This is a genomic window from Streptomyces sp. PKU-EA00015, assembly GCF_013387495.1.
Classification (GTDB): Bacteria; Actinomycetota; Actinomycetes; order Streptomycetales; family Streptomycetaceae; genus Streptomyces.
Genome location: NZ_JABZEE010000025.1, coordinates 1 through 25,205, shown reverse-complemented (window position 1 = coordinate 25,205; position 25,205 = coordinate 1). Strand labels below are relative to the sequence as shown.

The window sequence follows — 25,205 nt, the reverse complement described above, 5'->3', positions numbered from 1 at the left end:
CCTCTCCCCGAATGGAATCTGACAGTACGTCAGTTGAGCCGATCGGGCCGCTGGGCGCAAGACCTCCACAGGCGTGACCCATTCGCAACCGAACAAGGTCTTGACCGAGACCCATCAATAAAAGGGAAGTTTTACGCTCACCGTTCATGGCCGACGAAATAGGCAGGATCAAGGGCATCGACCGCACGGACGACCGGCCCGTCTACGTCGTCGGCGGGGGCCCGGGCGGACTCGCCGCCGCGGCCGCGCTGCGCAAGCGCGGCGTACGGGCCGTGGTGCTGGAGAGGTCCGGCTCCGTCGGCACCTCCTGGCGCGGCCACTACGACCGGCTGCGCCTGCACACCACCCGCACCCTGTCCGGACTGCCGGGCCTTGCGATGCCGCGCTCGTTCGGGCGCTGGGTCGCGCGCGACGACGTCATCCGCTACCTGGAGAAGTACGCCGAGCACCACGAGTTGGAGATCGTCACGGGGGTCGAGGCGTCCCGCATCGAGCGGGCGGACGCGGGCTGGCTGCTGCGGGCGAGCGGCGGCCGTGAACTGACCGGCCGCGCGGTCGTGGTGGCCACCGGCCACAACCACACCCCGTACCTGCCCGCCTGGGCGGGTCTGGAGGGGTACGGGGACGGGCTGGTCCACGCCTCGCGGTACCGCGACGCCGCGCCCTACGCGGGCAAGGACGTCCTGGTCGTGGGCGCGGGCAACACCGGCGCGGAGATCGCGGTCGACCTCGCGGCGGGCGGGGCGGCGCGCGTCCGCCTCGCGATCCGTACGGTCCCGCACATCCTGCCCCGCTCCGTGGCCGGCTGGCCCGCCCAGCGCACGGGCATCCTCGTACGCCGCCTGCCGGTGCGGCTGACGGACCCCGCGACCGCGCTGCTGTGCCGGCTGACCCTGCCCGACCTGGCGGAACACGGTCTGCCGCGCCCGGACACCGGTCTGCACGCGCGGGCGCGGGCCGGCGCGACCCCGGTGCTGGACATGGGGCTGACCGACGCGGTGCGTTCGGGCCGGGTCGAAGTGGTCGCGGCGGTGGAGTCGTTCGACGACCGCAAGGTGGTCCTCGCGGACGGCACCCGGCTGACCGCGGACGCGGTCATCGCGGCGACGGGCTACCGGCGCGGTCTGGAGGACCTGGTCGGCCATCTCGGCGTACTGGACGCCGTCGGCCGCCCGCTGGTGCGCGGCGGACGCTGCCCGGCTCAGGCGCCTGGCCTGTACTTCACCGGCTTCACGAACCCGATCAGCGGGATGCTGCGGGAGCTGGCGAAGGACGCGGAACGGATCGCGAGAGCGGTGGCCCGCACACCCGCCAGGCCGACGGCCTGACCACGGGGTGCCGGGGCCGGTGGGGGACTCGGCCGGCGACCTGCACGCGGGGCCCCGGACCGTTCGACGGCCTGAACGCGGCGTCGCGGGGCCGACTCGCGGCCGGCGTGCACGCCTCGTCGCGCATCGGCGGCGTGGCGGGGCCGGCCCGGCGGATCGGCACTCTTTCCGCACGGGCTGTTCCTGACGCTTCGTCAGTTCGCTAACCTGACTGTGCGTCAGTTATCGGGCCAGTCGGCCCGCACCGTCGAGCGGGAGCGGGGACCTGCGATGCTCGGATCAACTCACGGCACCCTCACCTCCGACCTCCGCGCGCGCGTCGTCGCCTGCGGCGAGCAGACCGGGGACGCCGTCCACGAAACCGCCGCCGTCACCGTGGCGGCAGGCGACACCGACGTCAGCGGACGGCCGTTGTACGCGCCCGTGCCCGACCTCGACCGGTTCTTCCGGCCCGCGTCCGTCGCCGTCGTCGGCGCGTCCGACACCGCGGGCCGCCCGAACGCCGGCATCACCCGCCAACTCGTCGCGTGGGCCGAGCGCGTCGGGGCACGGCTGCACCCCGTCCACCCGTCGCGCGCGTCCGTCTGCGGGCGCGCCTGCGTGCGGACCGTACGGGATCTGCCCGCACCGGTCGACCTGGCCGTCCTCCTGGTCTCCGACCCGCTGCCCGTGATCGAGGAGCTGGCCGAGGCCAAGGTGCGGTTCGCCGTGGCCTTCGCGTCCGGATACGCCGAGACCGGCCCCGAGGGCGCGGCCGCCCAGGCGCGGCTCGCCGGGGCCGCCGAGCGGGCGGGCGTCCGGCTGCTCGGACCCAACACCAACCTCAACGCCTTCGAGCGCTTCCGCGACGACCTCGAAGGACCGGCCGTCGCGCTGATCACCCAGTCCGGGCACCAGGGCCGGCCCGTGTTCGCCCTCCAGGAACTGGGCGTACGCCTCTCGCACTGGGCGCCCACCGGGAACGAGGCGGACCTGGAGAGCGCGGACTTCCTCTCGTACTTCACCGAGCAGCCGGAGGTCGGGGCCGTCGCGTGCTACCTGGAGGGGCTGAAGGACGGGCGTTCCTTCCTGCTCGCCGCCGATCGCGCCGCGCGCCGCAAGGTGCCGGTCGTCGCGGTCAAGGTGGGCCGCACCGAGGCGGGCGCGCGCACGGCCGCCTCGCACACCGGCAAGCTCACCGGGACGGACGCGGTGGTGGACGCGGCGATGCGCCAGTACGGAGTGATCCGCGTCGACGGACTCGACGAACTCCAGGACACCGCCGCCCTGCTGGCGCGCGCCCGGCCCCCGCTCGCCGACGGGGTCGCCGTGTACGCGATCTCCGGCGGCACGGGCGCGCACTTCGCGGATCTGGCGACGGCCGCGGGGCTGCGCATCCCGCGGCTCTCCGAGGCGCGGCAGGCGGAGCTGCACCAGTGGATACCGCCGTATCTGAACGTGGCGAACCCGGTCGACAACGGCGGCCACCCCGTCGGCGACGAACGGGGCCGGAAGATCATCGACGCGATCCTCGCCGACCCCGCGATCGGGGTGCTGATCTGTCCGATCACCGGCCCGTTCCCGCCGATGAGCGACCGGCTCGCGCAGGACCTGGTGGACGCGGCGGAGACCACGGACAAGCTGGTGTGCGTGGTGTGGGGGTCGCCGGTCGGGACGGAGGAGGCGTACCGGTCGACCCTGCTCGGGTCCTCGCGTGTGGCGACGTTCCGCACGTTCGCCAACTGCATCACGGCCGTACGGGCCCACCTGGCGCACCACCGCTTCACCGCCGGGTACGTCTCGCCGTTCGACGAGGCGCCGCGCACCCCGTCCCCATCCTTCCGCAAGGCGCAGGCGCTGGTGCGACCGGGCGAGCAGCTGAGCGAGCACGCGGCCAAGCAGCTGCTGCGGGCGTACGGGATCCGGGTGCCGCGCGAGCAGCTGGTGACGAGCGCGGCCGCGGCGGTGCGGGCGGCGGGTCTGGTCGGGTACCCGGTCGTGATGAAGGCGTCCGCGCCGCGCCTCGCGCACAAGACCGAGCTGGGTCTGGTCAGGATCGGCCTCACCTCGGCGAGCCAGGTGCGCGACGCGTACCGCGAGCTGACCGACATCGCCCGCTACGAGGACATCGGGCTGGACGGGGTGCTGGTGTGCCAGATGGTCGAGCGGGGAGTGGAGATGGTCGTCGGCGTCACCCAGGACGAGCTGTTCGGGCCCACGGTGACGGCGGGACTGGGGGGCGTGCTGGTGGAGGTACTGAACGACGTGGCCGTACGCGTCCCTCCGTTCGGCGAGGACCAGGCGCGCGCGATGCTCGCCGAACTGCGCGGCCGGGCCCTGCTGGAGGGGGTGCGCGGCGGGCCGCCGGTGGATGTGGACGCGCTCGTGGAGGTGGTGCTGCGGGTGCAGCGGATGGCGCTCGAACTGGGCGGGGTGCTGTCCGAACTGGACATCAATCCGCTGATGGTCCTGCCGCGGGGACAGGGCGCGGTGGCGCTGGACGCGCTGGCGGTGTGCCGGTGACGACGGACGTGCTGCACGCGTGCGGGGACGGCGTCTCGTGGATCACGCTGAACCGGCCCGAGGCGATGAACGCGGTGACGTGGGAGCAGCGGGAGCGGATCATCGGCCTGCTGGGCTCGGCGTCCGAGGATCCGGCCGTACGGGTCGTGGTGCTGACGGCCACGGGGCGGGGCTTCTGCGCGGGGGCGGACCTGCGCGGCCCGTCGGCTGCGTCGGCCGGCGACCGGCTGCCGGGCGACGTGGCCCGGATGATCCGGGTGGGCGCGCAACGGCTGATCGGGGCCGTACTGGACTGCGAGAAGCCGGTGATCGCGGCGGTGAACGGGACGGCGGCCGGTATCGGGGCGCATCTGGCGTTCGCGTGCGACCTGGTGCTGGCGTCACGGGACGCGCGCTTCGTCGAGGTGTTCGTCCGGCGCGGGCTCGTGCCCGACGGCGGCGGGGCCTACCTACTCCCCCGCCTGATCGGCCCGCAGCGCACGAAGGAGCTGATGTTCTTCGGCGACGCGCTCCCGGCGCACGACGCGGAGCGCCTCGGCCTGGTGAACCGGGTGGTCCCGGCGGACGTCCTGGAGCAGACGGCCCGCACCTGGGCGAACCGCCTGGCGTCGGGCCCGACGCGGGCGCTGGCCCTGACGAAGCAGCTGGTGAACGCCTCCCTGGACACGGACCGGGCGACGTCGTTCGCGGCGGAGGCGTGGGCCCAGGAGATCACCATGACGACGCGGGACGCGGCGGAGGGCGTCACGAGCTTCAGGGAGCGGCGGACGCCGGGGTTCGAGGGGCGGTAGGCGCCCGTCCAGGTCGCGCACCGGGCATTCTCACCTGACGTTCCGTCAGGTTCAATGGGAGCATGATGGGACACGCGGCCATGGCCGCCACCGCCGTCCGCTACCTCCGGTCCGTCGGGGCCGCGACCGCCTCGCCCGGGGCCTACGAGGTGACGCCGCGGCCGCGGTTGCGGGCCGTCGGGGAGGACGAGCGGGCCGGCGTCGACGGACGTGAGTTCCGGCGGGTGCTCGGGCACTTCGCGAGCGGCGTCACCGTCGTCACGGCGTGCGACGCGGACGGGCCCGCCGGGTTCGCGTGCCAGTCCTTCGCCTCGCTGTCGCTCGACCCGCCCCTCGTCGTCTTCATGGTCGGGCGCACCTCCACGACCTGGCCGCGCATCGCCCGCGCCGGGGTCTTCTGCGTCAACGTCCTCGCCGAGGAACAGGGGGCGCTGTGCCGGGGCTTCGCGGTGAGCGGCGCCGACAAGTTCGCAGGGGTCGGACACGGTCCGGCCCCGGTGACCGGGTCCCCGCTGCTGGTCGGCGTGGCGGCGTGGATCGACTGCACGGTCCAGGCCGTCCACACCGGTGGAGACCACCTCGTCGTGGTGGGCCGGGTCGAGGCCCTGGACGCCCGGGACGACGCCATGCCGCTGTTGTTCCACCGGGGACGGTTCGGGCGGCTCGACGTCTGAATCCCGCCGGCGGATGCTGGGCGCATGGACCAGTGGAGTTCGGCTGCTTCATGGTCGAGGTCCGCCGCCGCTGAGCGGACACGTCACCAGGCCGGGCGCGGATCGCGCCGCTCGGGCGGGGTCTGCTCCGGCAGGGGCCGGCCCGTGTCCGTGCGCAGCAGATACCCCGGGTCCGGCGGGAACTCGTTCGCGGGCGGCGCCGGTTCGTGGAAACGGCGCGTGCGCGGCAGGGCGATCTCCACCAGCCGGCCGTCCTGCATCATCCACAGGCCGAAGCACTCGTCGTCCTGGTCGCGGATCATCACCTGGAGGCTCTCCGGATACGGCCAGGGCAGCGACTCCAGGTGCTTCAGCAGCCCGGTCCGGCTCCGTACGCGCTCGAACTCCGCGGCCCGGACGTGCCCGAGAAGCGGTCCGCCCCAGTCGAGGCGGACGGGAGTGAAGGCCCCGGACCAGGTGCGGCCCGGGTCCGAGCCGTCGTCCTCGCGGGTCAGCGGCTCCATGACCTCGTCCATGTACGGCGCAAGCACCAGGACTTCCGCGTATCTGCTCATGGGGCGGAGTATCGCCGCGGGCGCCGGGCCCGCGGCAACAGGTTTGCTACGCGGCCGCCGGCGTCACCTTCGGCAGCGGCCTGCGGCGGATGACGAGGGCCATCAGCGCCGCCGCCGCGCACAGCGCCCCCGAGGCGTACCAGACCACGTCGTACGAGCCGAACACGTCGCGCGCAACGCCCCCGGCGAACGCCACCACCGCCGCGCCCACCTGGTGGGAGGCGAGGACCCAGCCGAAGACGATCGCGCTGTCCTCGCCGTAGTGCTCGCGGCACAGGGCGATGGTCGGCGGAACCGTGGCCACCCAGTCCAGGCCGTAGAAGACGATGAAGAAGATCATCGGCGGCTGCACGGACGGCGCCAGCAGCATCGGCAGGAAAAGGAGCGAGACGCCGCGCAGCGCGTAGTAGACCGCGAGCAGCCGGCGCGCCTCGAAGCGGTCCGTGAACCAGCCGGAGGCGATGGTGCCGACGACGTCGAAGACGCCGATGACCGCGAGCAGCGACGCGGCCGCCGTGATCGGCATGCCGTGGTCGTGGGCCGCCGGCACGAAGTGGGTCTTGACCAGCCCGTTCGTCGAGGCGCCGCAGATCGCGAAGGTGCCGGCGAGCAGCCAGAACGGGCCGGTGCGGGCCGCCTTGAACAGGACGGCGAGCGCGCGGCGGGCCGCGCCCGGCACGGGGTCGGGCTTGGGCGTGAAGCCCTCGGCGCCGTATGCCGCGAGGCCCACGTCGGCCGGGTGGTCACGCAGCAGCAGCCATACGAACGGGACGACGGCGAGCGCCGCGAGCGCGACGGTGACCGCCGCGGGCCGCCACTCGTGGTGCTCCACGAGCCACGACAGCAGGGGCAGGAAGACGAGCTGTCCGGACGCGCCCGCCGCGGTGAGGATGCCGGTGACCAGGCCGCGGCGCTTGACGAACCAGCGGTTGGTGACGGTCGCGGCGAACGCGAGCGCCATCGAGCCGGAGCCGAGGCCGACGAGGATGCCCCAGTACAGGACGAGCTGCCACGGCTCGGTCATCCACACCGTGAGGACGGAGCCCGCCGCGATCACGGAGAGGGCGACCGCGACGACCCGGCGGATACCGAACCGGTCCATCAGCGCCGCGGCGAACGGTGCGGTGAGCCCGTACAGCGCGAGGTTCACCGAGACGGCGAACCCGATCGTCCCGCGCGACCAGTCGAACTCCGAGTGCAGCGGCTCGATCAGCAGGCCCGGCAGGGAGGCGAAGGCAGCGGCGCCGATGATCGTCACGAAGGTGACGGCGGCGACGAACCACGCGCGGTGGACACGAGGAGGACGGCGAAGGGGCTGCTGGGAGCCGGTGCGCGGGGCGGTTGTCTGGGTCACGTCACTCAGCTTCGGCGTTCGTACCGCGCGCAACGAGTGGCCCGGAGGACAGCATTCGCTAGGATCGGGCCATGACCGAGGTGAGAAGGCATCGGGTGGTGGTCCTGGCGCTGACCGGGCTGCTCCCCTTCGAGCTGGGCATTCCGCACCGCATCTTCGGCCGCGCCAAGGACGCCGAGGGCCGTCTCCTGTACGAGATCCTCACGTGCGCTCTCAGCGCGGGCCCGGTCCGGACGGACGCCGACTTCGCGGTGACCGTCGAGCACGGCCCCGAGGTGCTGGCCACCGCCGACACGGTCGTGGTCCCCGCCTCGTACGAGCTCGGGCCCGTCTACGAGGAGGGACGCCTCACCGACGAGCTGGCCGCGGCCCTCGCGTACATCCGGCCGGGCACCCGCATGGTCTCGATCTGCACCGGCGGCTACGTCCTCGCCTCGGCGGGCTACCTCGACGGCCGGCCCGCCACCACGCACTGGTCGTCGGCCGAGCACTTCCAGCGGCTGTTCCCGTCCGTACGGGTCGACGCCGACGTCCTGTTCATCGACGACGGGGACGTGCTCACCTCGGCGGGCGTCGCGGCCGGGATCGACCTGTGCCTGCACATCGTGCGCCGCGACCACGGCACGGCCGTCGCCAACGAGGTCGCGCGCCGCACGGTGGTCCCTCCGCACCGGGACGGCGGCCAGGCCCAGTTCATCCACCGCCCCCTCCCCGAACCGCAGATGGCGACCACCACCGCGGCCCGCGCCTGGGCGCTCGCCCGCCTCCACGAGCCGATCCAGCTGCGTGACATGGCCGCGCAGGAGTCGATGTCCGTACGGACCTTCACGCGGCGCTTCCGCGAGGAGGCCGGCGTCAGCCCCGGCCAGTGGATCACCCAGCAGCGCGTGGAGCGGGCCCGGCACCTGCTGGAGTCCACGGACCTGTCGGTGGACCAGGTGGCGCGGGACGCGGGCTTCGGCACGGCCCAGTCGATGCGCCAGCACCTGCAGTCGGCGCTGGGGGTGCCTCCGACGGTCTACCGCCGGACGTTCCGCGCGGCGGCGGGGAACAACTGACCGGGCCGTCCGCGGGGTGCGGCGCCCGCCGCCGGACGGCGCCTATGCGGCGCACGGCGGGGGCGCGGCGCACGGCGGGGGCGCGTCCGGCTCAGAAGGTCAGCACCCCGCGCGCCACCCGCCCGTGGTGCGCGTCGTCCGCCGCCTTCGCGAAGTCCTCGACCGGGTAGGTCTCGGTGACGAGTTCGTCGAGCAGCAGCTCACCCCGCCGGTACAGCTCGGCGTAGAGCGCGATGTCGTGCTGCGGCCGCGACGACCCGTAACGGCAGCCGAGGACCGACTTGTCCAGGAACAGGGACGCCGGCAGGAACGCGGCCTCCGCCGTGGGCGGGGTCATGCCCAGCAGGACCGCCTGTCCGCGGCGGTCGAGGAGGTCGATCGCCTGTCTGACCAGCGCGGGGCTCCCGACGCACTCGAAGACGTGGTCGGCGCCGGTCGGCAGGACGTCACGCACGGCGCCGGCGGAGGTGAGGAAGTCCGTCGCGCCGAACCGGCGTGCCATGGCCTCCTTCGCCGGGTTGGCGTCGACCGCGACGATCGCGGACGCGCCCGCGATCCGGGCCCCCTGGACGACATTGAGCCCGATGCCGCCGGCGCCGATCACGACGACGGTCTCGCCGCGTCCGGTCCCGGCCCGGTTCAGTACGGCGCCGACGCCGGTGAGGACCGCGCAGCCGATGAGCGCGGCGGAGGCGAAGGGGATGTCGGCGGGGATCCTCACCGCCTGCACGGCCTTGACGACCGTGCGCTCGGCGAAGGCGGAGTTGGCGGCGAACTGGAACACCGGCGTGCCGCCGCGCGAGAACGGCCGGCCGGGGCGGCCGATCGCACGCCGGCACATGGTCGGGCGTCCCCGGTCGCAGTCGGCGCACGTCCCGCAGTTCGCGAGGGTCGACAGGCAGACGTGGTCACCGGGCGCGACATGGCCGACACCGGGGCCGACCGCCTCGACGATCCCCGCGCCCTCGTGGCCGAGGACGACGGGGGAAGGGAAGGGGATCGTTCCGTCGACCACCGACAGGTCGCTGTGGCACAGCCCGGCGGCCGCGATCGCGACGAGGACCTCGCCGGGGCCGGGCTCGCGTATCTCCAGATCGTCGACGACCTGCGCCCGCGTGCCGTCGAACACCACGCCTCTCATGGCCTCGGCTCCTTGGGCAGGCCGAGCACGCGCTCGGCGACGACGGGGCGCCGGATCTCGTCCGAGCCGCCTTGGACGGTGTCGGCCCGGCCGAAGAGGAACAGGCGCTCGTGGTCGTGGAGTTCGTACGCGTCCGGGGCCCGCGGCCCCGGCCCGGCGGTGGCGGCGGCGCCGCGCGCATCGACGGCGAGCCCGCCGAGCCGCCGGCGGGCCCACAGGCGCTTGGCGACGTTCGGCGCCCCGCAGTCCTGCGCCGGTGGACTGCCCAACGTGCGCAGCGCGTTCCAGCGCAAGGTGCGCAACTCGGCCCACTGCCGGCCGAGGCGGTGCCGCAGGACGGGGTCACGGGCGAAGGCACCGCTGTCCACAGCGGCGCGTACGACGTCCCTCGGTTCCTGCGCGAAGCCGGGGTCACTGCTGCCGGCGCCGACGTCCATGGGGTGTACTCCTGTCATTGACTCGGGTCCTTCCCGCCCGCCCTTTCCGCCGCGGGTACGGCGCTCGCGCGGACAGCCACCGCACCCGTACGCCCGCCGGGCCATGCACGGGAGGTGCCGGCCTGCGCCGGCGGGCCTCGGCACGGCCGCCGGGGTCACGCGTTCGGGCGGGCTCCCTGCGCCGCCGCTGCGGACATGGCGGCGACCTGCGACAGCAGCGGCATCGGGTCCGTGCCCACCGTGCCCGGGAGGGTGCGCGCGATCCGTTCCGGCGTCCAGGCGCCGCCCTCCGCGTACGCCGCGCGAAGTTCTCTCGGCTGGGCCCAGACCGCGATCTTGGGGCCGGCCACCGTGTACACCTGGCCCGTGATGCCCTCCGCGTGCGCGGCGTCGGAGAGCAGGTAGACCACGAGCGCCGCCACGTCCTCCGGGTCGCCGATCTCGGTGAGTTCCAGGGGGACGTTCGCGGACATGCGGGTGCGGGCGACGGGAGCCACCGCGTTCGCCGTGACGCCGTACTTGTGGAGGCCGAGCGCCGCGCTGCGGACCAGCGAAATGACGCCGCCCTTCGCCGCCGCGTAGTTGGCCTGGGACACCGATCCCTGGTGGTTGCCGCTGGTGAAGCCGATCAGCGTGCCCGCTCCCTGCCGCCGCATCACCGCGGACGCCGCCCGGAAGACGGTGAACGTCCCCTTGAGATGGGTGGCGACCACCGGGTCCCACTCCTCCTCGGTCATGTGGAACAGCATCCGCTCGCGCAGGATCCCGGCCACGCACACGACCCCGTCGAGCCGCCCGTACCGCTCCAGCGCGACGTCGACGACCCGCTGCCCGCCCGCCATCGTGGAGATGTCGTCGGCGACCGCGACCGCGTCGCCGCCCGCCGCCTCGATCTCCTTGACGACGCCCGCCGCTATCTCGCTCGTCGGTTCGCCGCCCGCGACGGAGACGCCGTAGTCGTTGACGACGACCCTCGCGCCCTCGGCCGCGGCGGCGCGGGCGACCGCGCGGCCGATGCCGCGTCCCGCGCCGGTCACGGCAACCACCTTGCCTGCCAAGAAGTTCCCCACGCCGGCCCCTTCCCGCATAATCTGACGGACCGTTAGATTCTTGGCCCGTCGGACACCCGAGCACAAGCCCCCGGAGGCGCCATGTCCCTGCCGGCCGCGTTCCACGAGATCGCGAAACGCGTCAACAACTGGGGTCGGTGGGGGGCCGACGACGAGATCGGCACACTGAACCTGATCACCCCGGCCGTCGTGCGGGACGCCGTCGCCACCGTCACGCAGGGGCTGCGCATCCCACTCGCGCTCCCGCTCCGGCAGGACGGCGTCCAGACCGGCGTCATTCCGGGGCGCGTCAACCCCCTGCACACCATGGTGCAGATCAACCAGGAGCTCTTCGGGCCCGGCACCGTCGCCACTAGCGACGACGTGGTGACGATGGGGCTGCAGTGCGCGACGCACTGGGACGCGCTCCCCCACGTCTCGCACTCGGGCGTGCTCTACAACGGCCGCCCCGCCGCCTCCATCACTCCCCACGGCGGCGCCGGCTTCAGCGGCATCGGCACCGTCCCGCCGGTCGTCTCACGGGGCGTCCTGCTGGACGTGGCCCGCGCGAAGGGCGTGGACGCGCTGCCCGGCGACCACGCCGTCACGCCCGAGGACCTGAACGAGGCCGCGGAGTTCGGCGGGGTCACGGTCCGGTCCGGTGACATCGTCCTCGTACGGACGGGACAGATGCGACGCCTGCTGGAGGGGGACAGGCACGGCTACGGCTACCCCTCGCCCGGCCTGTCCGTCCGCACGCCCGAGTGGTTCCACGCCCGTGACGTCGCGGCCGTCGCCAACGACACGCTCGCCTTCGAGATCTTCCCGCCGGAGATCGAGGACCTCTGGCTGCCCGTGCACGCGCTCCACCTGGTGGAGATGGGCCTGCTCCAGGGCCAGAACTGGAACCTGGAGGAGCTGTCCGCGGCCTGCGCGGAGCAGGGGCGTCACGCCTTCCTGCTGTGCGCCATGCCGGAACCGTTCGTCGGCGGCACCGGCACGCCCGTCGCTCCGGTGGCCGTCCTCTAGACGGCCGGCCTCAGGCGTCAGGCACCGCGCGCCGTCGCGCGCAGCGTGCCGTACGACTCGATCCCGTACGCCACCTCGTGCACGCGCGGCCCCGCGTGCGGCGCCTCCCGTACGGGATGGGGACATCGGTCCACCTCGCACCAGATGGACTTGCCTGCGCCCTCCGCACGCCAGCCCCAGCGATCCGCGAGCCCGTCGACGAGTTCGAGCCCGCGGCCGTTCGTGTCCTCACCCTCCGCGCGCCGGCGGAGGGGCGGGCAGGCGCTGCTGTCCGCGACCTCGACCCGCACGGTCCCCACCTCCGCAGGACTGCCGCCGAACAGCATCCGCAGCACCGCCGGACACCCCGTGTGCACCACGGCGTTGGTCACGAGCTCCGAGATCAGCAGGATCAACGTCTCGGCCAGCGCCTCGTCGTCACCCACCCCTGACCGCACGAGGCGTGAACGGGCCCACCTGCGCGCCCGCCCCACCTCCGCGGGATCGGGCCCGACCTCCAACTGCACCTGAAGCACCTGCACCGCTCACACCATCCGAACCGGCGGACACATCGCCTTGCGCCTCACAGCCATCACGGAACGTGATTCCCTTGCAGCACAGCATCGTTGACGTTCTGTCACCACAACAAGCGCTTCGGGCATATTCCAGCGTGACGGAGTACCCATGGTGCATACTGTGCGACGCACCTCGCGGGGAGTCGAACACAGGCTCGCAGTCCGCACACGCACCGGCCGATCAGCGCGCATCGGCAGGACCGGACCGGCCGGGCCGGCCGCACCGTGACGCCTCGTCCTCGCAGCGACTCGCATCTGATGGAGCGTACCGGAGCGGCACGACGACTCCGGGCCGTGACGAGTCGCCCGAAGGACACAACCCGATATCGACGCTCGGTGACTCTTCACAGTGCTGAGGCCAATGCCTGCGCCTGCGTCTCCTCCGCCTCCGCCGCCGTGAGCCACGTCCCGGCCCGCAACCAGGCACGCTTGAGGTGGAGATGGACGTCCGACTCCCAGGTGAAGCCCATCCCGCCGAAGACCTGGAGACAGTCCCGGGCCCCCTGCACGGCCGCGTCGTCGGCGAGGAGTTTGGCTCCGCCGATGTCGACGGGGTCGGCGGTGACGGCCGCGGCGTAGACGGCGCAGCGGGCGACCTCCGTGCGGACGAGCATGCCGGCGCACAGGTGCGCCACGGCCTGGAAGGAGCCGATGGGCCGGCCGAACTGGGTGCGTTCGCGGGCGTATCGAGCGGCCGTGTCCGTCGTGCCGGCAGCCGAACCGAGCTGTTCGGCGGCGGTGAGCAGCACCGCGACGGGATCGGGCGGCCCGCCGCGCCCGCCGGTGTCCCGGTGCAGGGGCGTCAGCGGGTCGAGGGACCGCACGGGCACGGGGTCGGTGAGTTCCCCGAGAACGGCGTCGGCGGCGTCCAGCCAGGGCACGAGCGCGCCGTCGGACGCGGTGACGACCGTCTCGCCGGTGGCGGCGCCGGGGATCCGGCCCGCCGCGAGGTGCGTGGCGACCAACGGGCCCGGCAGCAGGGCCCGGCCGGCCTCCTCGAAGGCGAGAACCGCCTCCGCAAGGCCCAGTCCGACGCCGCCGTCCGCCTCCGGAAGCCGCAGGGAGAAGAATCCGGCGGCCCCCAACTCCCGCCACAGCCCGCGGTCGAGCCGGGGCTCCGCCACGGCGGCGCGCAGCGCATCGCGCCCGAAGCGGGCCGACAGCAGGGCACGCACGCCCGCGCGCAGGGCCCGCTGGTCGTCGGTGAGCCGGAAGTCCATCAGCGCCCCTTCGGCAGGCCGAGTATCCGCTCGGCGACGATGTTCCGCTGGATCTGCGAGGTGCCGGCGGCGATCGTGTACGACAGGGAGGAGAGCCGGTCGCGTGTCCAGTCGTGGCCGAGGTCGAACGCGTCGGGGCCGAGGACGTCGGCGGCCGCGTCGTAGAGCTCCTGACGGGCGTGCGAGTAACGGAGCTTGAAGACGGAGCCGCCGGTGCCCGGGACGCCGCCGGTGGCGGAGGCCTCGCTCACGTTCCACTGGACGAGCCTCCACAGGGCGGCGAACTCGGCGTTCAGCCTGCCGAGTCTGCGACGCAGCACGGCGTCGTCCCAGCGGCCGTTGTCGCGGGCCGCGCGGGCCAGACGGGCCAGGGTGCGGCGGCAGGCGACGACCTCTCCGGCGAAGGCGGTGCCGCGCTCGAAGGAGAGCGTGATCATGGTGACCCGCCAGCCGTCGTTCTCCTCCCCCACCCGGTTGTCCGCCGGCACCCGCACCTCGTCGAGGAACACCTCGGCGAACTCGGCCGATCCGGCAAGGGTGCGCAGCGGCCGCACGGTGATGCCAGGGGCGTCCATCGGCATGGCGAGCCAGGTGATGCCGCGGTGTCCGCAGGTGTCGGAGCCGGTGCGGACGAGGAGTTCGCACCAGTCGGCGACCTCCGCGTGCGAGGTCCAGATCTTGGAGCCGGTCACGACATAGTCGTCGCCGTCGCGCACGGCGCGGGTGCGCAGCGAGGCGAGGTCGGAGCCGGCGTCCGGTTCGCTGAAGCCCTGGCACCAGATCTCGTCGCCGCGCAGGATCGGCGTCAGCCAGCGCTCCCGCTGTCCGGGAGTGCCCTCGGCGGCGATGGTGGGCCCGGCGTGGAGCAGTCCGACGAAGTTGGCGCCGACGTAGGGGGCGCCGGCGAGCTCCGTCTCCTCCAGGAAGACCAGCCGCAGGGCCGGCGGGGCGTTCGTGTGCACGTCCCCGTACCCGGCGTCGTACAGCGCGCGCTGCCAGGCGGTGTCGTACGCGCGCCGGGCCGGCCAGTCCTCCGGCGGCGGTGCGGGCGGGAGCTTGGGGAGGGCGACGTCGAGCCAGGCGCGCAGCCGGGCCCGGAACTCCTCCTCCTCGGCCGTACTGCCCAGGTCCATCAGACGAGGTCCAGGCCGAGCATGCGGATCGCGTTGCCCCGCATGAGCTTGTACACCGTCTCGTCGTCGAGGTCCTTCACGTGGTCGAGCGCGACCTCCTTGGTGTGCGGGAAGGTCGAGTCGACGTGCGGGTAGTCGGTCTCGAAGGTGGCGTTGTCGCGGCCGACGGTGTCGATCGAGGCGATGCCGTGCTTGTCACGGAAGAAGCAGCAGAAGATCTGCCGGTAGTAGTAGGTGGACGGCGGTTCGGGGATCAGGTCGCGCACACCGCCCCAGGCGCGGTGCTCCTCCCACACGTCGTCGGCCCGTTCGAGGGCGTACGGGATCCAGCCCATCTGTCCCTCGCTGTAGGCGAGCGTGAGCCGGGGGAACCTCACCAGGACGCCGCTGAAGAGGAAGTCCGTCATCGAGGCCATGGCGTTGTTGAAGCTGAGCGACGCCTGGACGGCGGGCGGGGCGTCGGGGGACGCGGCGGGCATCTGGGAACTGGACCCGATGTGCATGTTGACGACTGTGCCGGTGTCCTGGCAGGCGGCGAAGAAGGGGTCCCAGTACCCGGAGTGGATGGACGGGAGCCCGAGGTGGGTCGGGATCTCGGAGAAGGTCACCGCCTTCACGCCCCGCGCGGCGTTCCGCCGGATCTCCGCCACCGCGAGGCCGACGTCCCACAGCGGGACGATGCACAGGGGGACGAGCCGGCCGCCGCTGTCGCCGCACCACTCCTCGACCATCCAGTCGTTGTAGGCGCGGACGCAGGCGAGGGCGACCTCCTTGTCGTGGGCCTCGGCGAAGGTCTGCCCGCAGAAGCGGGGGAAGGTGGGGAAGCACAGGGACGCCTCGACATGGTTGAGATCCATGTCCTTGAGCCGTTCCTTCGGGTCCCAGCACCCGGGGCGCATCTCCGCGCGTGTGATGCCCTCCAGCGTCATGTCGTCGCGGTCGAAGCCGACGGCGGCGATGTTGCGTTTGTACGGGAACTTCAGGTCCTCGTAGATCCACCAGTCGGCCGGCGGCCCGTCCGGGTCCATCGTGATGCGGTACTTGCCGCCCACGTAGGCGAGCTCGCCGATGCCCGCGGTCAGCGGCTTGGGCCCGCGGTCGCGGTACCGGGCCGGCAGCCAGGTCTCGAAGAGGTGCGCGGGCTCGATCACATGGTCGTCGACGCTCACGATCCGGGGCAGTTCCTGTTCCACCGGGGCCTCCGCTGCGGACGGGTTCGACCGTTTCTGACGGGTCGTCAGCTTCCAGGCTAGTCCCGCACCCCTGGACCGACAAGGCGCGGAGCCCTACGCTCTGCGCACTATCTGACTGTGCGTCAGTTACGGAGGTCCGGCGATGAACGAGACCGCACACGCACTCGGCGCGTCACGCACCCTGTGGGAGCTCGTCGACCGGCGCGCCGCGCTGACCCCGGGCCGCCCCGTCCTCCTCCAGGAGGAGCGCACCCTCAGCTTCGGCGGGCTGCGCGAGCGCGCCGAGCGGGTCGCGGCCGGGCTGTACGGCATGGGGGTGCGTCCCGGCACGGTCGTCGCCTGGCAACTGCCCACCCGCATCGAGACCGTGCTGCTGACCGTAGCCCTCGCCAGGATCGGCGCCGTGCAGAGCCCCGTGATCCCCTTCTACCGGGACCGCGAGACCGGCTTCGCGCTGCGCGAGTCCCAGGCGGAGTTCTTCGCCGTGCCCGGCGAGTGGCGGGGCTTCGACCACACGGCGATGGCCGGACGGCTCGGGGCGCGCGGCGTCTTCGAGGCGTACGGGACACTGCCCGACGGCGACCCGGCGGTGCTGCCCGAGCCGCCCTCGTCGGGGACCGACGTGCGCTGGATCTACTGGACCTCCGGCACCACGTCCGACCCGAAGGGCGTCCTGCACACGGACCGCTCCCTGATCGCGGGCGGCTCGTGTCTCGCCCACGCGCTGCGCCTGACCTCCGACGACGTCGGCTCGATCGCCTTTCCCTTCGCGCACATCGGCGGCCCGGACTACCTCGTGATGCTGCTGCTGTACGGGTTCCCGGCGGTCCTCTTCGAGCGGTTCGCGCTGCCCGACGCGCTGGCCGAGTACCGTAGGCACGGCGTCACGACGGCCGGCGGCTCCACCGCGTTCTACGCGATGTTCCTCGCCGAACAGCGCAAGCGGCCCGGCGAGAAGCTCATCCCGACCCTGCGGCTGCTCGCGGGCGGCGGCGCGCCCAAGCCGCCGGAGCTGTACCACGCCGTCGTCCGTGAGCTGGGCTGCGCGCTCACCCACGGCTACGGCATGACCGAGGTCCCCATGATCACCATGAACGCGCCCGAGGACACCGCCGAGAACCTCGCCCGCACCGAGGGCCGGCCGCCCGCCGGGATGGAGATCCGCATCGTCGACGGCGAGATCCGGCTCCGCGGCGAGGCCGTCTGCCAGGGATATCTGGGGGCCACGGAGGGCCCGTTCGACTCCGAGGGCTTCCTGCGGACGGGCGACCTCGGCCACCTCACCGACAGCGGCCACCTCGTGCTCACCGGCCGGGCCAAGGACGTGATCATCCGCAAGGGCGAGAACATCTCGGCCCAGGAGATCGAGGACCTGCTGCACACGCATCCGGCGGTGGGCGACGCCGCGGTGATCGGACTGCCCGACGCGGAACGCGGCGAGCGCGTCTGCGCGGTGGTCGAACGGGCCCGGGACGCGGACGACCCCACGCTCGGGGAACTCCGTTCCCACCTGCGGACATCGGGCCTGGCGGTGCACAAACTGCCGGAACAACTGGAGGTGGTGGACGCCCTGCCCCGCAACGAGACGCTGCGGAAGGTGCTCAAGTACAGGCTCCGGGAGCGCTACGCCTGAGCGGCGCGGGGTCGGGGGCCGCCCAGTGCACCGGGCGGCCCTGGACCGTCTGTCACCTGGGCTGCTCGGGGGTGACGCAGTACGCGGCGAACGCCGTCAGGATCTCCTCCTCGGCGATCCTGCCGTCGCCGTCCGTGTCCAGCGTCGCCGCGGCCTGCTCGGCGACGGGCGCGTCGACGCCGAGGGCTCTCATCACACGCGCGGCCGCCTCGGGGGTGACACCGGCGCCGTCCTGGTCGGCGACGGCGACGACCGCGCGCAGGAACGGGCGGGCGATCTCGCCGAACCGCTGGGGGTTGTCGCGCAGCCGCTTCACCGCGCCGGTCACGAACTCCTGGCGGCTGACCCGCTGGTCCCCGTCCACGTCGGCGATCCCGGCCATGCCCTGCCAGAACGCCTCGGCGCCGCTGTAGAGGGCCTGTCCCTTGTCGGAGCGTGGCGTCACGGAGAACTCGGCGAGGACCGAGGCCGCGGCCTTGCTGAAGTCCTCGCGATCGATGGAGCCGTTGCCGTCCTGATCGAAAGCGGCGAAGCGGGAAGCGATCTTCCGCTCGTACTCTGCGCTGTCCATGGCGGGAGCGTAGAGCCCCGGGCGCTGACGCGTGTACACACCCGGTGAATTACCGGGGGGCGACTTCGGGACGACCGGCCGGTGACCGAACGGGGTCGCGTCGCGCGGGCTCACGCCGAGAGGGGCCGCGCCTCGTCGTCCGTCGCCGAGAGCGCGTCCGCGTACACCTCGAACAGGCGGCGCACGCCGAGCGCGCTCAGCACCCTGTTGACGTGCGAGCCCTCCTCGGCGCCGCGCGCGGGAAGTATCAGCCGGAGCCTGCCCTGGCAGGATCGCATCAGCCGGCGGGCGGCGACGAGCACGCCCACGCCGCTGGAGTCGCAGAAGAAGACCTCGGAGAGGTCGAGCACCACATCGCGGTCGCCCGCCGCGACCGCGTCGTGGACCCGCTGGCGGACCACGGGCGAGGACACGAGATCGAGCTCGCCGCAGACGTGCAGCACGGTCCACGCGCCCTGCCGGGTCTCGGCCACCTTGAGCATCATCACGTACGGACCTCTCGTCGAACCGGCCGGCCCGGAGACCGGAAGCCGTCCTTCCACTGGCCACTGCCCTGCCGTCCCTCCCTGAAACGCGACGCATCTCACCCGGAGTTCCGCCCTCCGGCCCGTGTCCGCCACCCCGCCCGGCGGGCCCCTGCCATCCACGGCTGCGCCAAGGGGCGTACTTGGTGCAAAGAGGGGTGCGTACGTCAGGAGGCGCACTACATTCGAACGAGGCACGGACCGGGGACTGCGAGGGCGACACGGCTGGGGGCCGCATGGCGAAGGACGCACCACCGCGCTGGGACCGCAAGATGCAGCAGCGGCTCGCGCGGGGCGAGGCCGCGGCGCTCGGGGAGTTGTACGACCGGTTCGCCGCGCTGGTGCACAGCCAGGCCCACCGGGTCCTGGAGGACGAGGAGGCGGCCGACCAGGTCACCCGCGAGGTCTTCGGCTACATCTGGGAGAACCCGGACGCCTACGACCCCAAACAGGGCTCGATGCGCTCCTGGGTGGCGCGGCTCACCAACAAGCAGGCCGTGCACCGGCTGCGCCGGAGCGAGGCCGCGGCCCTGGCCCGGGGCGGCGGAGGCACCGCCGAGGAGCTGGAGCAGAAGGTGCGGCGCGCGGCGGTCGCCGCCCGCGCCGACTACATCGTGACGTCGATGCCCGCTCCGCTGCGGGCGGCGCTGGAGCTGGCGTACTTCCAGCGCCGGGACTACCGGCAGACCGCGGCCGACCTCGGGGTGACGGAGGACGAGGCGCGGCGCAGGCTGCGGCTGGGGCTGCAACTGCTGTCCACCGCGCACACGCGCCCGCTGGAGGGGTCCTCACCGCCCGGATACGGACGCGCACTGTGAGCGGGCCACTCGACGGCGGCGGCAACGGACGCGACCGGGACCGAGCAGGCGACGAGATGCGAGGCGTTCCTCGCATACCGTCCCCCAGGCCGGCCGCGGACGACCTGTCGCCGCACGCGTACCGTCCGCCGCGCCCGGAGCCGCGCGAGGACTCCGGCACCGCGGACACCCCGGGCGCGGCCGCGCCCGACAAGGCGCACGGCGCCGAGCCTGCCGGCGACGGCCGGTCCGGCGCGCACGCGCAGGCTGCGCACGACGACCATGTACCGTCGCCCGACGCGGCCGGGGCGGCGAGCGACGACGCGGCGCCCGGACCAGAGCACGGCGCGCACACCACCGCGCCGACGGCGCCCGAAGGCCCCGTGTCGCACAGCGTGCTCAAATCGCTGCTGGGCGCGTGGGCCCTGTCCGCCTGTTCCGCGGAGGAGACCGCCACCGTCGAGGAGCATCTCGGCGAGTGCGCCCCCTGCGCCGACGAGGCGCTGCGGCTGCGCGACGCCGTCGGCCTGCTGCACACCGACCGGGACCTGGACCTCGATCCGCTGCTGCGCTTCCAGGTCCTGGAGAACTGCCTGGGCCGCAGGCCCGCCCGTATCCCCGTGCCCGACTGGGCCGACCCGTACGACGCCGAGACCGCCCGACTGGATGCGCTGCTGCGCGACATCGGCGAGTCCGAGTGGCACGCGCCCGTGCGGCTGAAGTGGTTCGAGGGCGGTCGGCAGGTCGACCGACGCACGACCGTCGCCGGGGTCATCGGGCACCTGATGAGCGTGGACGGCCTGGTCTCCGGCGCGCTCGGTCTGGACGACCCGCTGGGCCGGGCCGCGCCCGTGCGGCCCGCCGAGCGGACGGAGGCGTTCTGGAGCAGCGTCGATCTGCCGCCCACGCGCACGATCCGCGTGCCCTGGCGCGACCAGAGCCACGCCCTCATCCGCACCGTGTCGTTCGCGAGCCGGGACGTCACCGAACTGTCCGTCTCGTACGGGGCGTTCGCCCTGCCGCTGCGCGACTCGCTCCTCGACCGGGCCTTCGAGTGCTGGATCCACGCCGAGGACATCGCCGACGCGGTCGACTACCCCTACGCGCCGCCGAGCGGCGCCCATCTCAACCGGATGATCGACCTCGCCGCGCGCCTGCTGCCGGCCGCCCTCGCCGAACGGCGCCGCGCGGGTCTCGCGGGGCCCGTACGCGATCTCGTGGCGGCCGGGGCACCGGGGCGTTCGCTGCACCTGGAGGTCGAGGGGTCCGGCGGGGGCAACTGGTACATCGCCCTGGACTCGCCGGCCGCCGTCGGATCGCCCGACCGTTCGGTGGCCCAGGTGGCGCTCGAGGGCGTCGAGTTCTGCCGGCTCGTCGCGGGGCACGTGTCGCCGGAGGAGGCCGCGGCGGGCCAGGACGGTGACCGGGAGGCGATCCGGGACGTGCTGTTCGCGGCGGCCTCGCTGAGCCGGCTGTGAGGCGGCTGTGAGGCGGCGGGCAGCCGCTACCGCGGCCCGAGGCCGCCGACGCTGATGTTCGGGTTGCCGTCGCGTCCGTGCGGCTTGAGCTGGATCTGGATGGTGTGGGTGCGGTCGTGGCCCTTCGTGCCGCCCCCGCCCGCCGTCAGCACGCCGATCCGCAGCTCGCCGCTGCCGGTGGCCTCGCGCCTGACCTGCACGGCGAACTCCAGCTGCACGCTCTCCACGCTGAACCGCAGATCGCGGCCGGCGCCGGCGCGCTGGGCCCGCTCCAGCTCGTCGCGGACCTGCCCGATCACCTCGGCCAGCCCCGCCACCGCGGTTTCGTCACGCTCAGCCATCGCGCCCCCCGCTTCCCGTAGTTATCGTTGGCCAGTATGAGCGATGCGTATCGCACATCCAACACCTCAGCTGATGAGGAGGGTTGGCGAGTCCGTCTGCTGCGCACGCCCGACCGCGGCGGCACCCCGCTCGGCGCCGGAGTCCTCCTGTCCCGTTCCTGGGTGCTGACCTGCGCGCACACGGTCCTCTCGGCGCCCGACCGGTCGGGCACCCGCGCCAGGCTGGACACGGTGTACATCGACGTGGTGCGCCCCGCGCCGTCCGGCGGCGCGCGGACGCCGGTACGCGCCCGCGTGGTCCCCAAGTTCTTCGTCGAACCCACCCCCGACTTCGGCGGCGACATCGCCCTCCTCGAACTGGACGACCGGCCCGGTCTGCCGCACGACGTTCCGGCCGCGGTGCTGCACCGCCAGATCCCGGCCACCGGCGAGCCGGTCCACTTCACGGGCTACCCGGACGACCTGCCGGGCGGCGAGCACCTGCACGCCCGGCTGATGGGGCGCGGCGGGCCCGCGCCGACACCGGAGTGGGTGCAGCTCGACACCCAGGACTCGCCGTACGTGGTGCGGCACGGCTACAGCGGCTGCGGGGTCGTGCACAGCCGCTCCCGCCGCGTCATCGGCATCCTGGTGCACCAGTTCGGCACCCCCGAGGCCCGCGTGCGCCGGGACCACGCGTACATGATCCCGACGGAGACGGTGCTGCGGCACCTGCGGCGGGAGCGGCTGGAGCGGCTCGGGCTGAAGATCACCGGACTGCGGGCCGTGTCCCGGGACGTCGCGGTCGCCCCGGACCGGACGGTCTCGGGGCGGGTGCCCGGACTGCAACGACGGCTGACCCGCTGGCTGGACGGCGAACCGGACACCGACCCGGTGGAGCCCGTCTTCGCCGGAGCCGGCGAACACGACCTCCGGTACACGATCCGGTCGGTGCTGACGCTGGCGGACCGCGAGCAGAGCCCGCCGGCGCCGTCGGCGATGCCCGCTTCGGCAGGCGAGCCTCAGCTGGGCAGCATCGACATCGCGGTGGACGCGACGAACCGCACGGCGGAGGAGCTGGCACGCCAGGCGGCGGACCGTATCGGACTCGACGCGCCGGTGCCGACGGAGGAAGCCGGACCGGAGCCCCTCGAGGCCCTGCTGCGGCGCATCGCCGAGGAGAGCCCGCCGCTGAACATCGCGTTCCTCGCCGTCGACCGGTCCGCGTCCTCCGACGACGAGATCATGGACCTGCTGCGCGCCCTGCGCGCCGGCGGCGGGACCCGCCTCCTCCTCGTCTTCGGCGACCGCAGTTCGCCTCTGCTCGACCGGGTGCGCGCCGGCCTGATGGAGCCCGACTGGCCGGACCGCCGTGCCGTCCGGCTGCGGCCACGGCTCGACCGGCTCGCCGTGTGCGAACGGCGCATCCGCGAACATCCCGCCCGGCCGGAGGACGCGGCAAAGCGGCACGCGCACGTCGAGCGGTTACGGGCGAAGCTCGCACAACTGCGCCCCGGCGGCCTGTCGTACGACAGCCGGACCCTGCCGTACGCGATGTTCCGCATCGCCGTCGACATCGAGGCGGCGCTGCTGGAGGCCGAGAACAGGGAGGAGATCCTGCACCGGACGGCGGGCCCGCCCGAGTTCGTCGCCGGGCCGCCGGGCGAGGGGCTGACGGATCTGCCGGTCGTCGCCGTCGGCGCGCCGGACGCGCTGGTCACCGCCCGCTCCGGCGCGAAACTGGCGGCCGGCGACCTGCTGCACCAGCAGTACGAGGTGGTGGGACCGATCGGCCGGGGCAGCCACGGTCAGGTGTATCTGGCCCGTGATCTGTTGCTGGAGAGGCGGCCTGTGGCGCTCAAGGGCGTCCTCGACCCCGACAATCCGGTCGCCGTCCGCCAGGCGCACCAGGAGCGGCTGCGGCTGGTGCGGCTCAACCATCCGTCCATCATCCGGGTGGTCAACTACGCGCGGCATCCGTCGGCGCCGGACGAGTTCATCGTGATGGAGTTCGCCGACGGGGCGCCGCTGTCGTGGGTCGCGGACCGCATCGCCGAGCGCAGAGCGCCGTTCGCCGGGCCGCGGGTGCGCGAGTTCGTCGTCACGTACGGGCTGCTGATCCTGGACGCGCTGAGCCATCTGCACAAGGAGGGGCTCGTCTACGGCGACCTGTCGCTCACGAACGTCCTGCACTGCGGCGACGGCATCAAGCTGATCGACGTCGCCGGCGTGCGCAAGCCCGGCGAGCCGGGGCCGGTCACCCACAAGCCGCCGCGCTCCGGGCCGATGGGCGAGATGACGACCGCCGGCGACCTCTACACCGTCGGCGCCGTGCTGCGCGAGCTGCTGTCCCGGGACCCCGAGCCGTCCGCCGACATCGGCGAGGAGTCGCTGAACCGGGCGCTGGAGCGGGCCATGGCCCAGGAGCCGGAGCTGCGGTACGCCTCCGCCGACGAGATGGCCGTGCAGCTGCGCGGTGTCCTGCGCGAGCTGCGGTCGCTGCGGCTGGGCGAGGAGACCTACCAGCCGTCGACCCTGTTCGACCCGCCGGCCGCCGCGCTCGACGGCCAGCTCGGCAAGGCGCCGCCGCTGGAGCGGTGGCGTACGGACCGCGCGCCGGACCGCCTCGGCGCGCGCATCCCGGATCCGGCGGAGGCGGCGGTGGCACTGCCGAAGCCCAAGCCGGACGTGCGGGACCCCAACTGGAAGGAGCTGCAGCGCACGTCGTACGACGACCCGGCCGGTCTGTTGCAACTCAGCCGTGAGTGGGAGCGCTCGCCGGAACTGCATCTGCTGCGCTGCCGGCTCCGTCTCCGGCTCGGGGACGTGGCGGCGGCCGAGACGGAACGGGGGATGGCCGAGGAGCGGCTGGGCGACAGGTCCCGGTACGACTGGCGGCTGGACTGGCACCAGGGGCTCATCGACCTCGCGTCCGGCCGCACGGCGGACGCCTGGCGCGGCTTCGACGCCGTGTACCGGGCGATCCCCGGCGAGTACGCGCCCAAGCTCGCGCTCGGCTACTGCCACGAGAAGCTGGCCGCCGCGCCGCCGGCGGAGGACGCACCGTCGGAGCTGCCACGGCCCCCGGCGGACCGGGAGGAGAACGTGGCGCAGGCCAAGAAGTTCTACGAGGCGGTGCTCCAGCGCAACCACGCGATGGGCGCGGCGGCGTTCGGGCTCGCCCGGATCCACCTCGCGGAGGACGAGTGGCAGAAGGCGTGCGCGTACCTGGACAGCGTGCCGCCGGACTCACGGCACCGCACGGCCGCGCGCACGGCCGTCGTGCGCATCCACGTGAACCGGCGCTCGCCGGTGGACGCCTATGCCGCGCTGCACCGGCTGACCAACGACGAGGGGCTCACGGACGGGCAGGCGCACGACCGGATCAGGACGGAGCTGCTGTCGATGCTGCTCGGCCTGGTCGAGGAGGCGGGCGAGGAGCCCGGTTCCGGCGGCCCCCTGGAGCGGCTGGAGGCGGCCGGCTTCTCGGAGAAGCAGGTCCCGAGGACGGAGCGGCAGCTGCGGGACGAACTGTCGGCGAGCTACCGCCGGCTGGCGAAGCAGGTTCCCCGCACGGACCGGCCGCAGGACGCGGCGCTGGCGGAGGCGCTGCTGGACCGGGCGTTCCGCACCCGTCCGCTGGGCGTCCGCCACGTCCGGGGCCGCGTCCGCTCGGCGCCCTGGCCGCGGTGGGCCCGGCGCGTCCTGCTCCGGGACGGGGAGAAGTCCGCGTGACGGCCGGCGGCACGGATGCGTCGCCCGCCACGGCGCCGCCCCGCGACGAGGGACCGTCACGTCCGGCCGCGGAGGACGGCGGCGGCACCCGCCGCGACGGCGGGACCTCGCGCGCCGCGACGCTGCGGCG

General features: G+C 73.5%; 21 protein-coding genes and 1 pseudogene. 10 read left to right on the top strand and 12 right to left on the bottom strand.

What is annotated here, in order from left to right:
- The first annotated feature begins 146 nt into the window (after positions 1–146).
- The 4 genes from HW130_RS16905 (at position 147) to HW130_RS16890 (ending at position 5,295) form a co-directional block, all read left to right on the top strand.
- Positions 147–1,328: an NAD(P)/FAD-dependent oxidoreductase gene (locus HW130_RS16905; RefSeq protein WP_177150422.1), complete on the top strand. Its 1,182-nt coding sequence runs from the start codon at positions 147–149 to the stop codon at positions 1,326–1,328.
- 270 nt (positions 1,329–1,598) lie between these two features.
- The gene (locus HW130_RS16900; RefSeq protein WP_177150421.1) at positions 1,599–3,830 is read left to right on the top strand and encodes an acetate--CoA ligase family protein; all 2,232 of its coding nucleotides are present in this window, start codon (positions 1,599–1,601) and stop codon (positions 3,828–3,830) included.
- Entirely contained in the window at positions 3,827–4,621 is a 795-nt protein-coding gene (locus tag HW130_RS16895) for an enoyl-CoA hydratase-related protein (RefSeq protein ID WP_309140461.1), read from the top strand. The genes HW130_RS16900 and HW130_RS16895 overlap by 4 nt, the downstream gene beginning before the upstream one ends.
- 62 nt (positions 4,622–4,683) lie before the next feature.
- Positions 4,684–5,295 (top strand): flavin reductase family protein, encoded by a 612-nt coding sequence (locus tag HW130_RS16890; RefSeq protein ID WP_256356138.1) that lies wholly within the window; start codon positions 4,684–4,686, stop codon positions 5,293–5,295.
- Positions 5,296–5,378: 83 nt separating this feature from the next.
- On the opposite strand, the gene HW130_RS16885 is transcribed toward HW130_RS16890, so the two are convergent.
- Both HW130_RS16885 and HW130_RS16880 read right to left on the bottom strand, forming a co-directional pair.
- On the bottom strand, positions 5,379–5,849 hold the full coding sequence (locus HW130_RS16885) for a hypothetical protein (protein WP_177150419.1): 471 nt from the start codon (positions 5,847–5,849) through the stop codon (positions 5,379–5,381).
- 46 nt (positions 5,850–5,895) lie between these two features.
- The gene (locus HW130_RS16880; protein ID WP_309140460.1) at positions 5,896–7,203 is read right to left on the bottom strand and encodes an MFS transporter; all 1,308 of its coding nucleotides are present in this window, start codon (positions 7,201–7,203) and stop codon (positions 5,896–5,898) included.
- Between the two features lie 71 nt (positions 7,204–7,274).
- Between HW130_RS16880 and HW130_RS16875 the strand changes: the two genes are divergently transcribed.
- A complete protein-coding gene (locus HW130_RS16875) occupies positions 7,275–8,261 on the top strand; it encodes a GlxA family transcriptional regulator (RefSeq protein ID WP_177150418.1) in 987 nt (328 codons plus the stop codon).
- A 91-nt stretch (positions 8,262–8,352) separates the two neighbouring features.
- Here HW130_RS16875 and HW130_RS16870 read toward each other — a convergent pair whose 3' ends face one another.
- From HW130_RS16870 to HW130_RS16860, 3 genes and pseudogenes are all read right to left on the bottom strand, one after another.
- Complete coding sequence (locus HW130_RS16870; RefSeq protein ID WP_177150417.1) at positions 8,353–9,402, bottom strand: Zn-dependent alcohol dehydrogenase; 1,050 nt, start codon at positions 9,400–9,402, stop codon at positions 8,353–8,355.
- Positions 9,399–9,809 (bottom strand): annotated as a pseudogene (locus tag HW130_RS16865) (acyl-CoA dehydrogenase family protein); the annotation flags it as partial. The gene HW130_RS16870 and the pseudogene HW130_RS16865, both read right to left, overlap by 4 nt.
- Positions 9,810–9,994: 185 nt before the next feature.
- A complete protein-coding gene (locus HW130_RS16860; protein WP_177150415.1) occupies positions 9,995–10,909 on the bottom strand; it encodes an SDR family oxidoreductase in 915 nt (304 codons plus the stop codon).
- 81 nt (positions 10,910–10,990) lie between these two features.
- Here HW130_RS16860 and HW130_RS16855 point away from each other — a divergent pair, with 81 nt between their 5' ends.
- Complete coding sequence (locus HW130_RS16855) at positions 10,991–11,917, top strand: cyclase family protein (protein ID WP_177150414.1); 927 nt, start codon at positions 10,991–10,993, stop codon at positions 11,915–11,917.
- Positions 11,918–11,934: 17 nt separating this feature from the next.
- On the opposite strand, the gene HW130_RS16850 is transcribed toward HW130_RS16855, so the two are convergent.
- From HW130_RS16850 to HW130_RS16835, 4 genes are all read right to left on the bottom strand, one after another.
- Complete coding sequence (locus tag HW130_RS16850; RefSeq protein ID WP_177150413.1) at positions 11,935–12,438, bottom strand: ATP-binding protein; 504 nt, start codon at positions 12,436–12,438, stop codon at positions 11,935–11,937.
- Between the two features lie 377 nt (positions 12,439–12,815).
- Positions 12,816–13,691, bottom strand: coding sequence for an acyl-CoA dehydrogenase family protein (locus HW130_RS16845; protein ID WP_177150412.1), 876 nt, complete (start codon positions 13,689–13,691; stop codon positions 12,816–12,818).
- Positions 13,691–14,824, bottom strand: coding sequence for an acyl-CoA dehydrogenase family protein (locus HW130_RS16840; protein ID WP_177150411.1), 1,134 nt, complete (start codon positions 14,822–14,824; stop codon positions 13,691–13,693). The genes HW130_RS16845 and HW130_RS16840 overlap by 1 nt, the downstream gene beginning before the upstream one ends.
- The gene (locus tag HW130_RS16835) at positions 14,824–16,017 is read right to left on the bottom strand and encodes an amidohydrolase family protein (protein WP_177150410.1); all 1,194 of its coding nucleotides are present in this window, start codon (positions 16,015–16,017) and stop codon (positions 14,824–14,826) included. Before HW130_RS16835 ends, HW130_RS16840 begins: the two co-directional genes overlap by 1 nt.
- Positions 16,018–16,159: 142 nt before the next feature.
- Between HW130_RS16835 and HW130_RS16830 the strand changes: the two genes are divergently transcribed.
- On the top strand, positions 16,160–17,650 hold the full coding sequence (locus HW130_RS16830) for a class I adenylate-forming enzyme family protein (protein WP_177150409.1): 1,491 nt from the start codon (positions 16,160–16,162) through the stop codon (positions 17,648–17,650).
- A gap of 52 nt (positions 17,651–17,702) precedes the next feature.
- Here HW130_RS16830 and HW130_RS16825 read toward each other — a convergent pair whose 3' ends face one another.
- Together HW130_RS16825 and HW130_RS16820 are read right to left on the bottom strand one after the other, a co-directional pair.
- Positions 17,703–18,221 (bottom strand): EF-hand domain-containing protein, encoded by a 519-nt coding sequence (locus tag HW130_RS16825; protein WP_177150408.1) that lies wholly within the window; start codon positions 18,219–18,221, stop codon positions 17,703–17,705.
- A gap of 110 nt (positions 18,222–18,331) precedes the next feature.
- On the bottom strand, positions 18,332–18,706 hold the full coding sequence (locus HW130_RS16820) for an STAS domain-containing protein (RefSeq protein ID WP_177150407.1): 375 nt from the start codon (positions 18,704–18,706) through the stop codon (positions 18,332–18,334).
- Positions 18,707–18,981: 275 nt separating this feature from the next.
- On the opposite strand from HW130_RS16820, the gene HW130_RS16815 reads away from it, so the two are divergent.
- A complete protein-coding gene (locus HW130_RS16815) occupies positions 18,982–19,563 on the top strand; it encodes a sigma-70 family RNA polymerase sigma factor (protein WP_177150406.1) in 582 nt (193 codons plus the stop codon).
- A gap of 56 nt (positions 19,564–19,619) precedes the next feature.
- Positions 19,620–21,020, top strand: a complete 1,401-nt coding sequence (locus tag HW130_RS16810; RefSeq protein ID WP_177150549.1) for a zf-HC2 domain-containing protein — start codon at positions 19,620–19,622, stop codon at positions 21,018–21,020.
- A gap of 26 nt (positions 21,021–21,046) precedes the next feature.
- On the opposite strand, the gene HW130_RS16805 is transcribed toward HW130_RS16810, so the two are convergent.
- Positions 21,047–21,361 carry a trypco2 family protein gene (locus HW130_RS16805; protein ID WP_177150405.1) on the bottom strand — a complete coding sequence of 105 codons (315 nt, stop codon included), beginning with the start codon at positions 21,359–21,361 and terminating at the stop codon, positions 21,047–21,049.
- A gap of 36 nt (positions 21,362–21,397) precedes the next feature.
- Here HW130_RS16805 and HW130_RS16800 point away from each other — a divergent pair, with 36 nt between their 5' ends.
- Positions 21,398–25,075 carry a tetratricopeptide repeat protein gene (locus tag HW130_RS16800; RefSeq protein ID WP_177150404.1) on the top strand — a complete coding sequence of 1,226 codons (3,678 nt, stop codon included), beginning with the start codon at positions 21,398–21,400 and terminating at the stop codon, positions 25,073–25,075.
- The last annotated feature ends 130 nt before the right edge of the window (positions 25,076–25,205 follow it).

What these genes read in the sequence shown, in the direction of transcription:
- HW130_RS16905 (WP_177150422.1), top strand. Translation starts at nt 147, where the DNA reads ATGGCCGACGAAATAGGCAGGATCAAGGGCATCGACCGCACGGACGAC.
- HW130_RS16900 (WP_177150421.1), top strand. Translation starts at nt 1,599, where the DNA reads ATGCTCGGATCAACTCACGGCACCCTCACCTCCGACCTCCGCGCGCGC.
- HW130_RS16890 (WP_256356138.1), top strand. Translation starts at nt 4,684, where the DNA reads ATGATGGGACACGCGGCCATGGCCGCCACCGCCGTCCGCTACCTCCGG.
- HW130_RS16885 (WP_177150419.1), bottom strand. Translation starts at nt 5,849, where the DNA reads ATGAGCAGATACGCGGAAGTCCTGGTGCTTGCGCCGTACATGGACGAG.
- HW130_RS16875 (WP_177150418.1), top strand. Translation starts at nt 7,275, where the DNA reads ATGACCGAGGTGAGAAGGCATCGGGTGGTGGTCCTGGCGCTGACCGGG.
- HW130_RS16870 (WP_177150417.1), bottom strand. Translation starts at nt 9,402, where the DNA reads ATGAGAGGCGTGGTGTTCGACGGCACGCGGGCGCAGGTCGTCGACGAT.
- HW130_RS16855 (WP_177150414.1), top strand. Translation starts at nt 10,991, where the DNA reads ATGTCCCTGCCGGCCGCGTTCCACGAGATCGCGAAACGCGTCAACAAC.
- HW130_RS16845 (WP_177150412.1), bottom strand. Translation starts at nt 13,691, where the DNA reads ATGGACTTCCGGCTCACCGACGACCAGCGGGCCCTGCGCGCGGGCGTG.
- HW130_RS16840 (WP_177150411.1), bottom strand. Translation starts at nt 14,824, where the DNA reads ATGGACCTGGGCAGTACGGCCGAGGAGGAGGAGTTCCGGGCCCGGCTG.
- HW130_RS16830 (WP_177150409.1), top strand. Translation starts at nt 16,160, where the DNA reads ATGAACGAGACCGCACACGCACTCGGCGCGTCACGCACCCTGTGGGAG.
- HW130_RS16825 (WP_177150408.1), bottom strand. Translation starts at nt 18,221, where the DNA reads ATGGACAGCGCAGAGTACGAGCGGAAGATCGCTTCCCGCTTCGCCGCT.
- HW130_RS16820 (WP_177150407.1), bottom strand. Translation starts at nt 18,706, where the DNA reads ATGATGCTCAAGGTGGCCGAGACCCGGCAGGGCGCGTGGACCGTGCTG.
- HW130_RS16815 (WP_177150406.1), top strand. Translation starts at nt 18,982, where the DNA reads ATGGCGAAGGACGCACCACCGCGCTGGGACCGCAAGATGCAGCAGCGG.
- HW130_RS16810 (WP_177150549.1), top strand. Translation starts at nt 19,620, where the DNA reads ATGCGAGGCGTTCCTCGCATACCGTCCCCCAGGCCGGCCGCGGACGAC.
- HW130_RS16805 (WP_177150405.1), bottom strand. Translation starts at nt 21,361, where the DNA reads ATGGCTGAGCGTGACGAAACCGCGGTGGCGGGGCTGGCCGAGGTGATC.
- HW130_RS16800 (WP_177150404.1), top strand. Translation starts at nt 21,398, where the DNA reads ATGAGCGATGCGTATCGCACATCCAACACCTCAGCTGATGAGGAGGGT.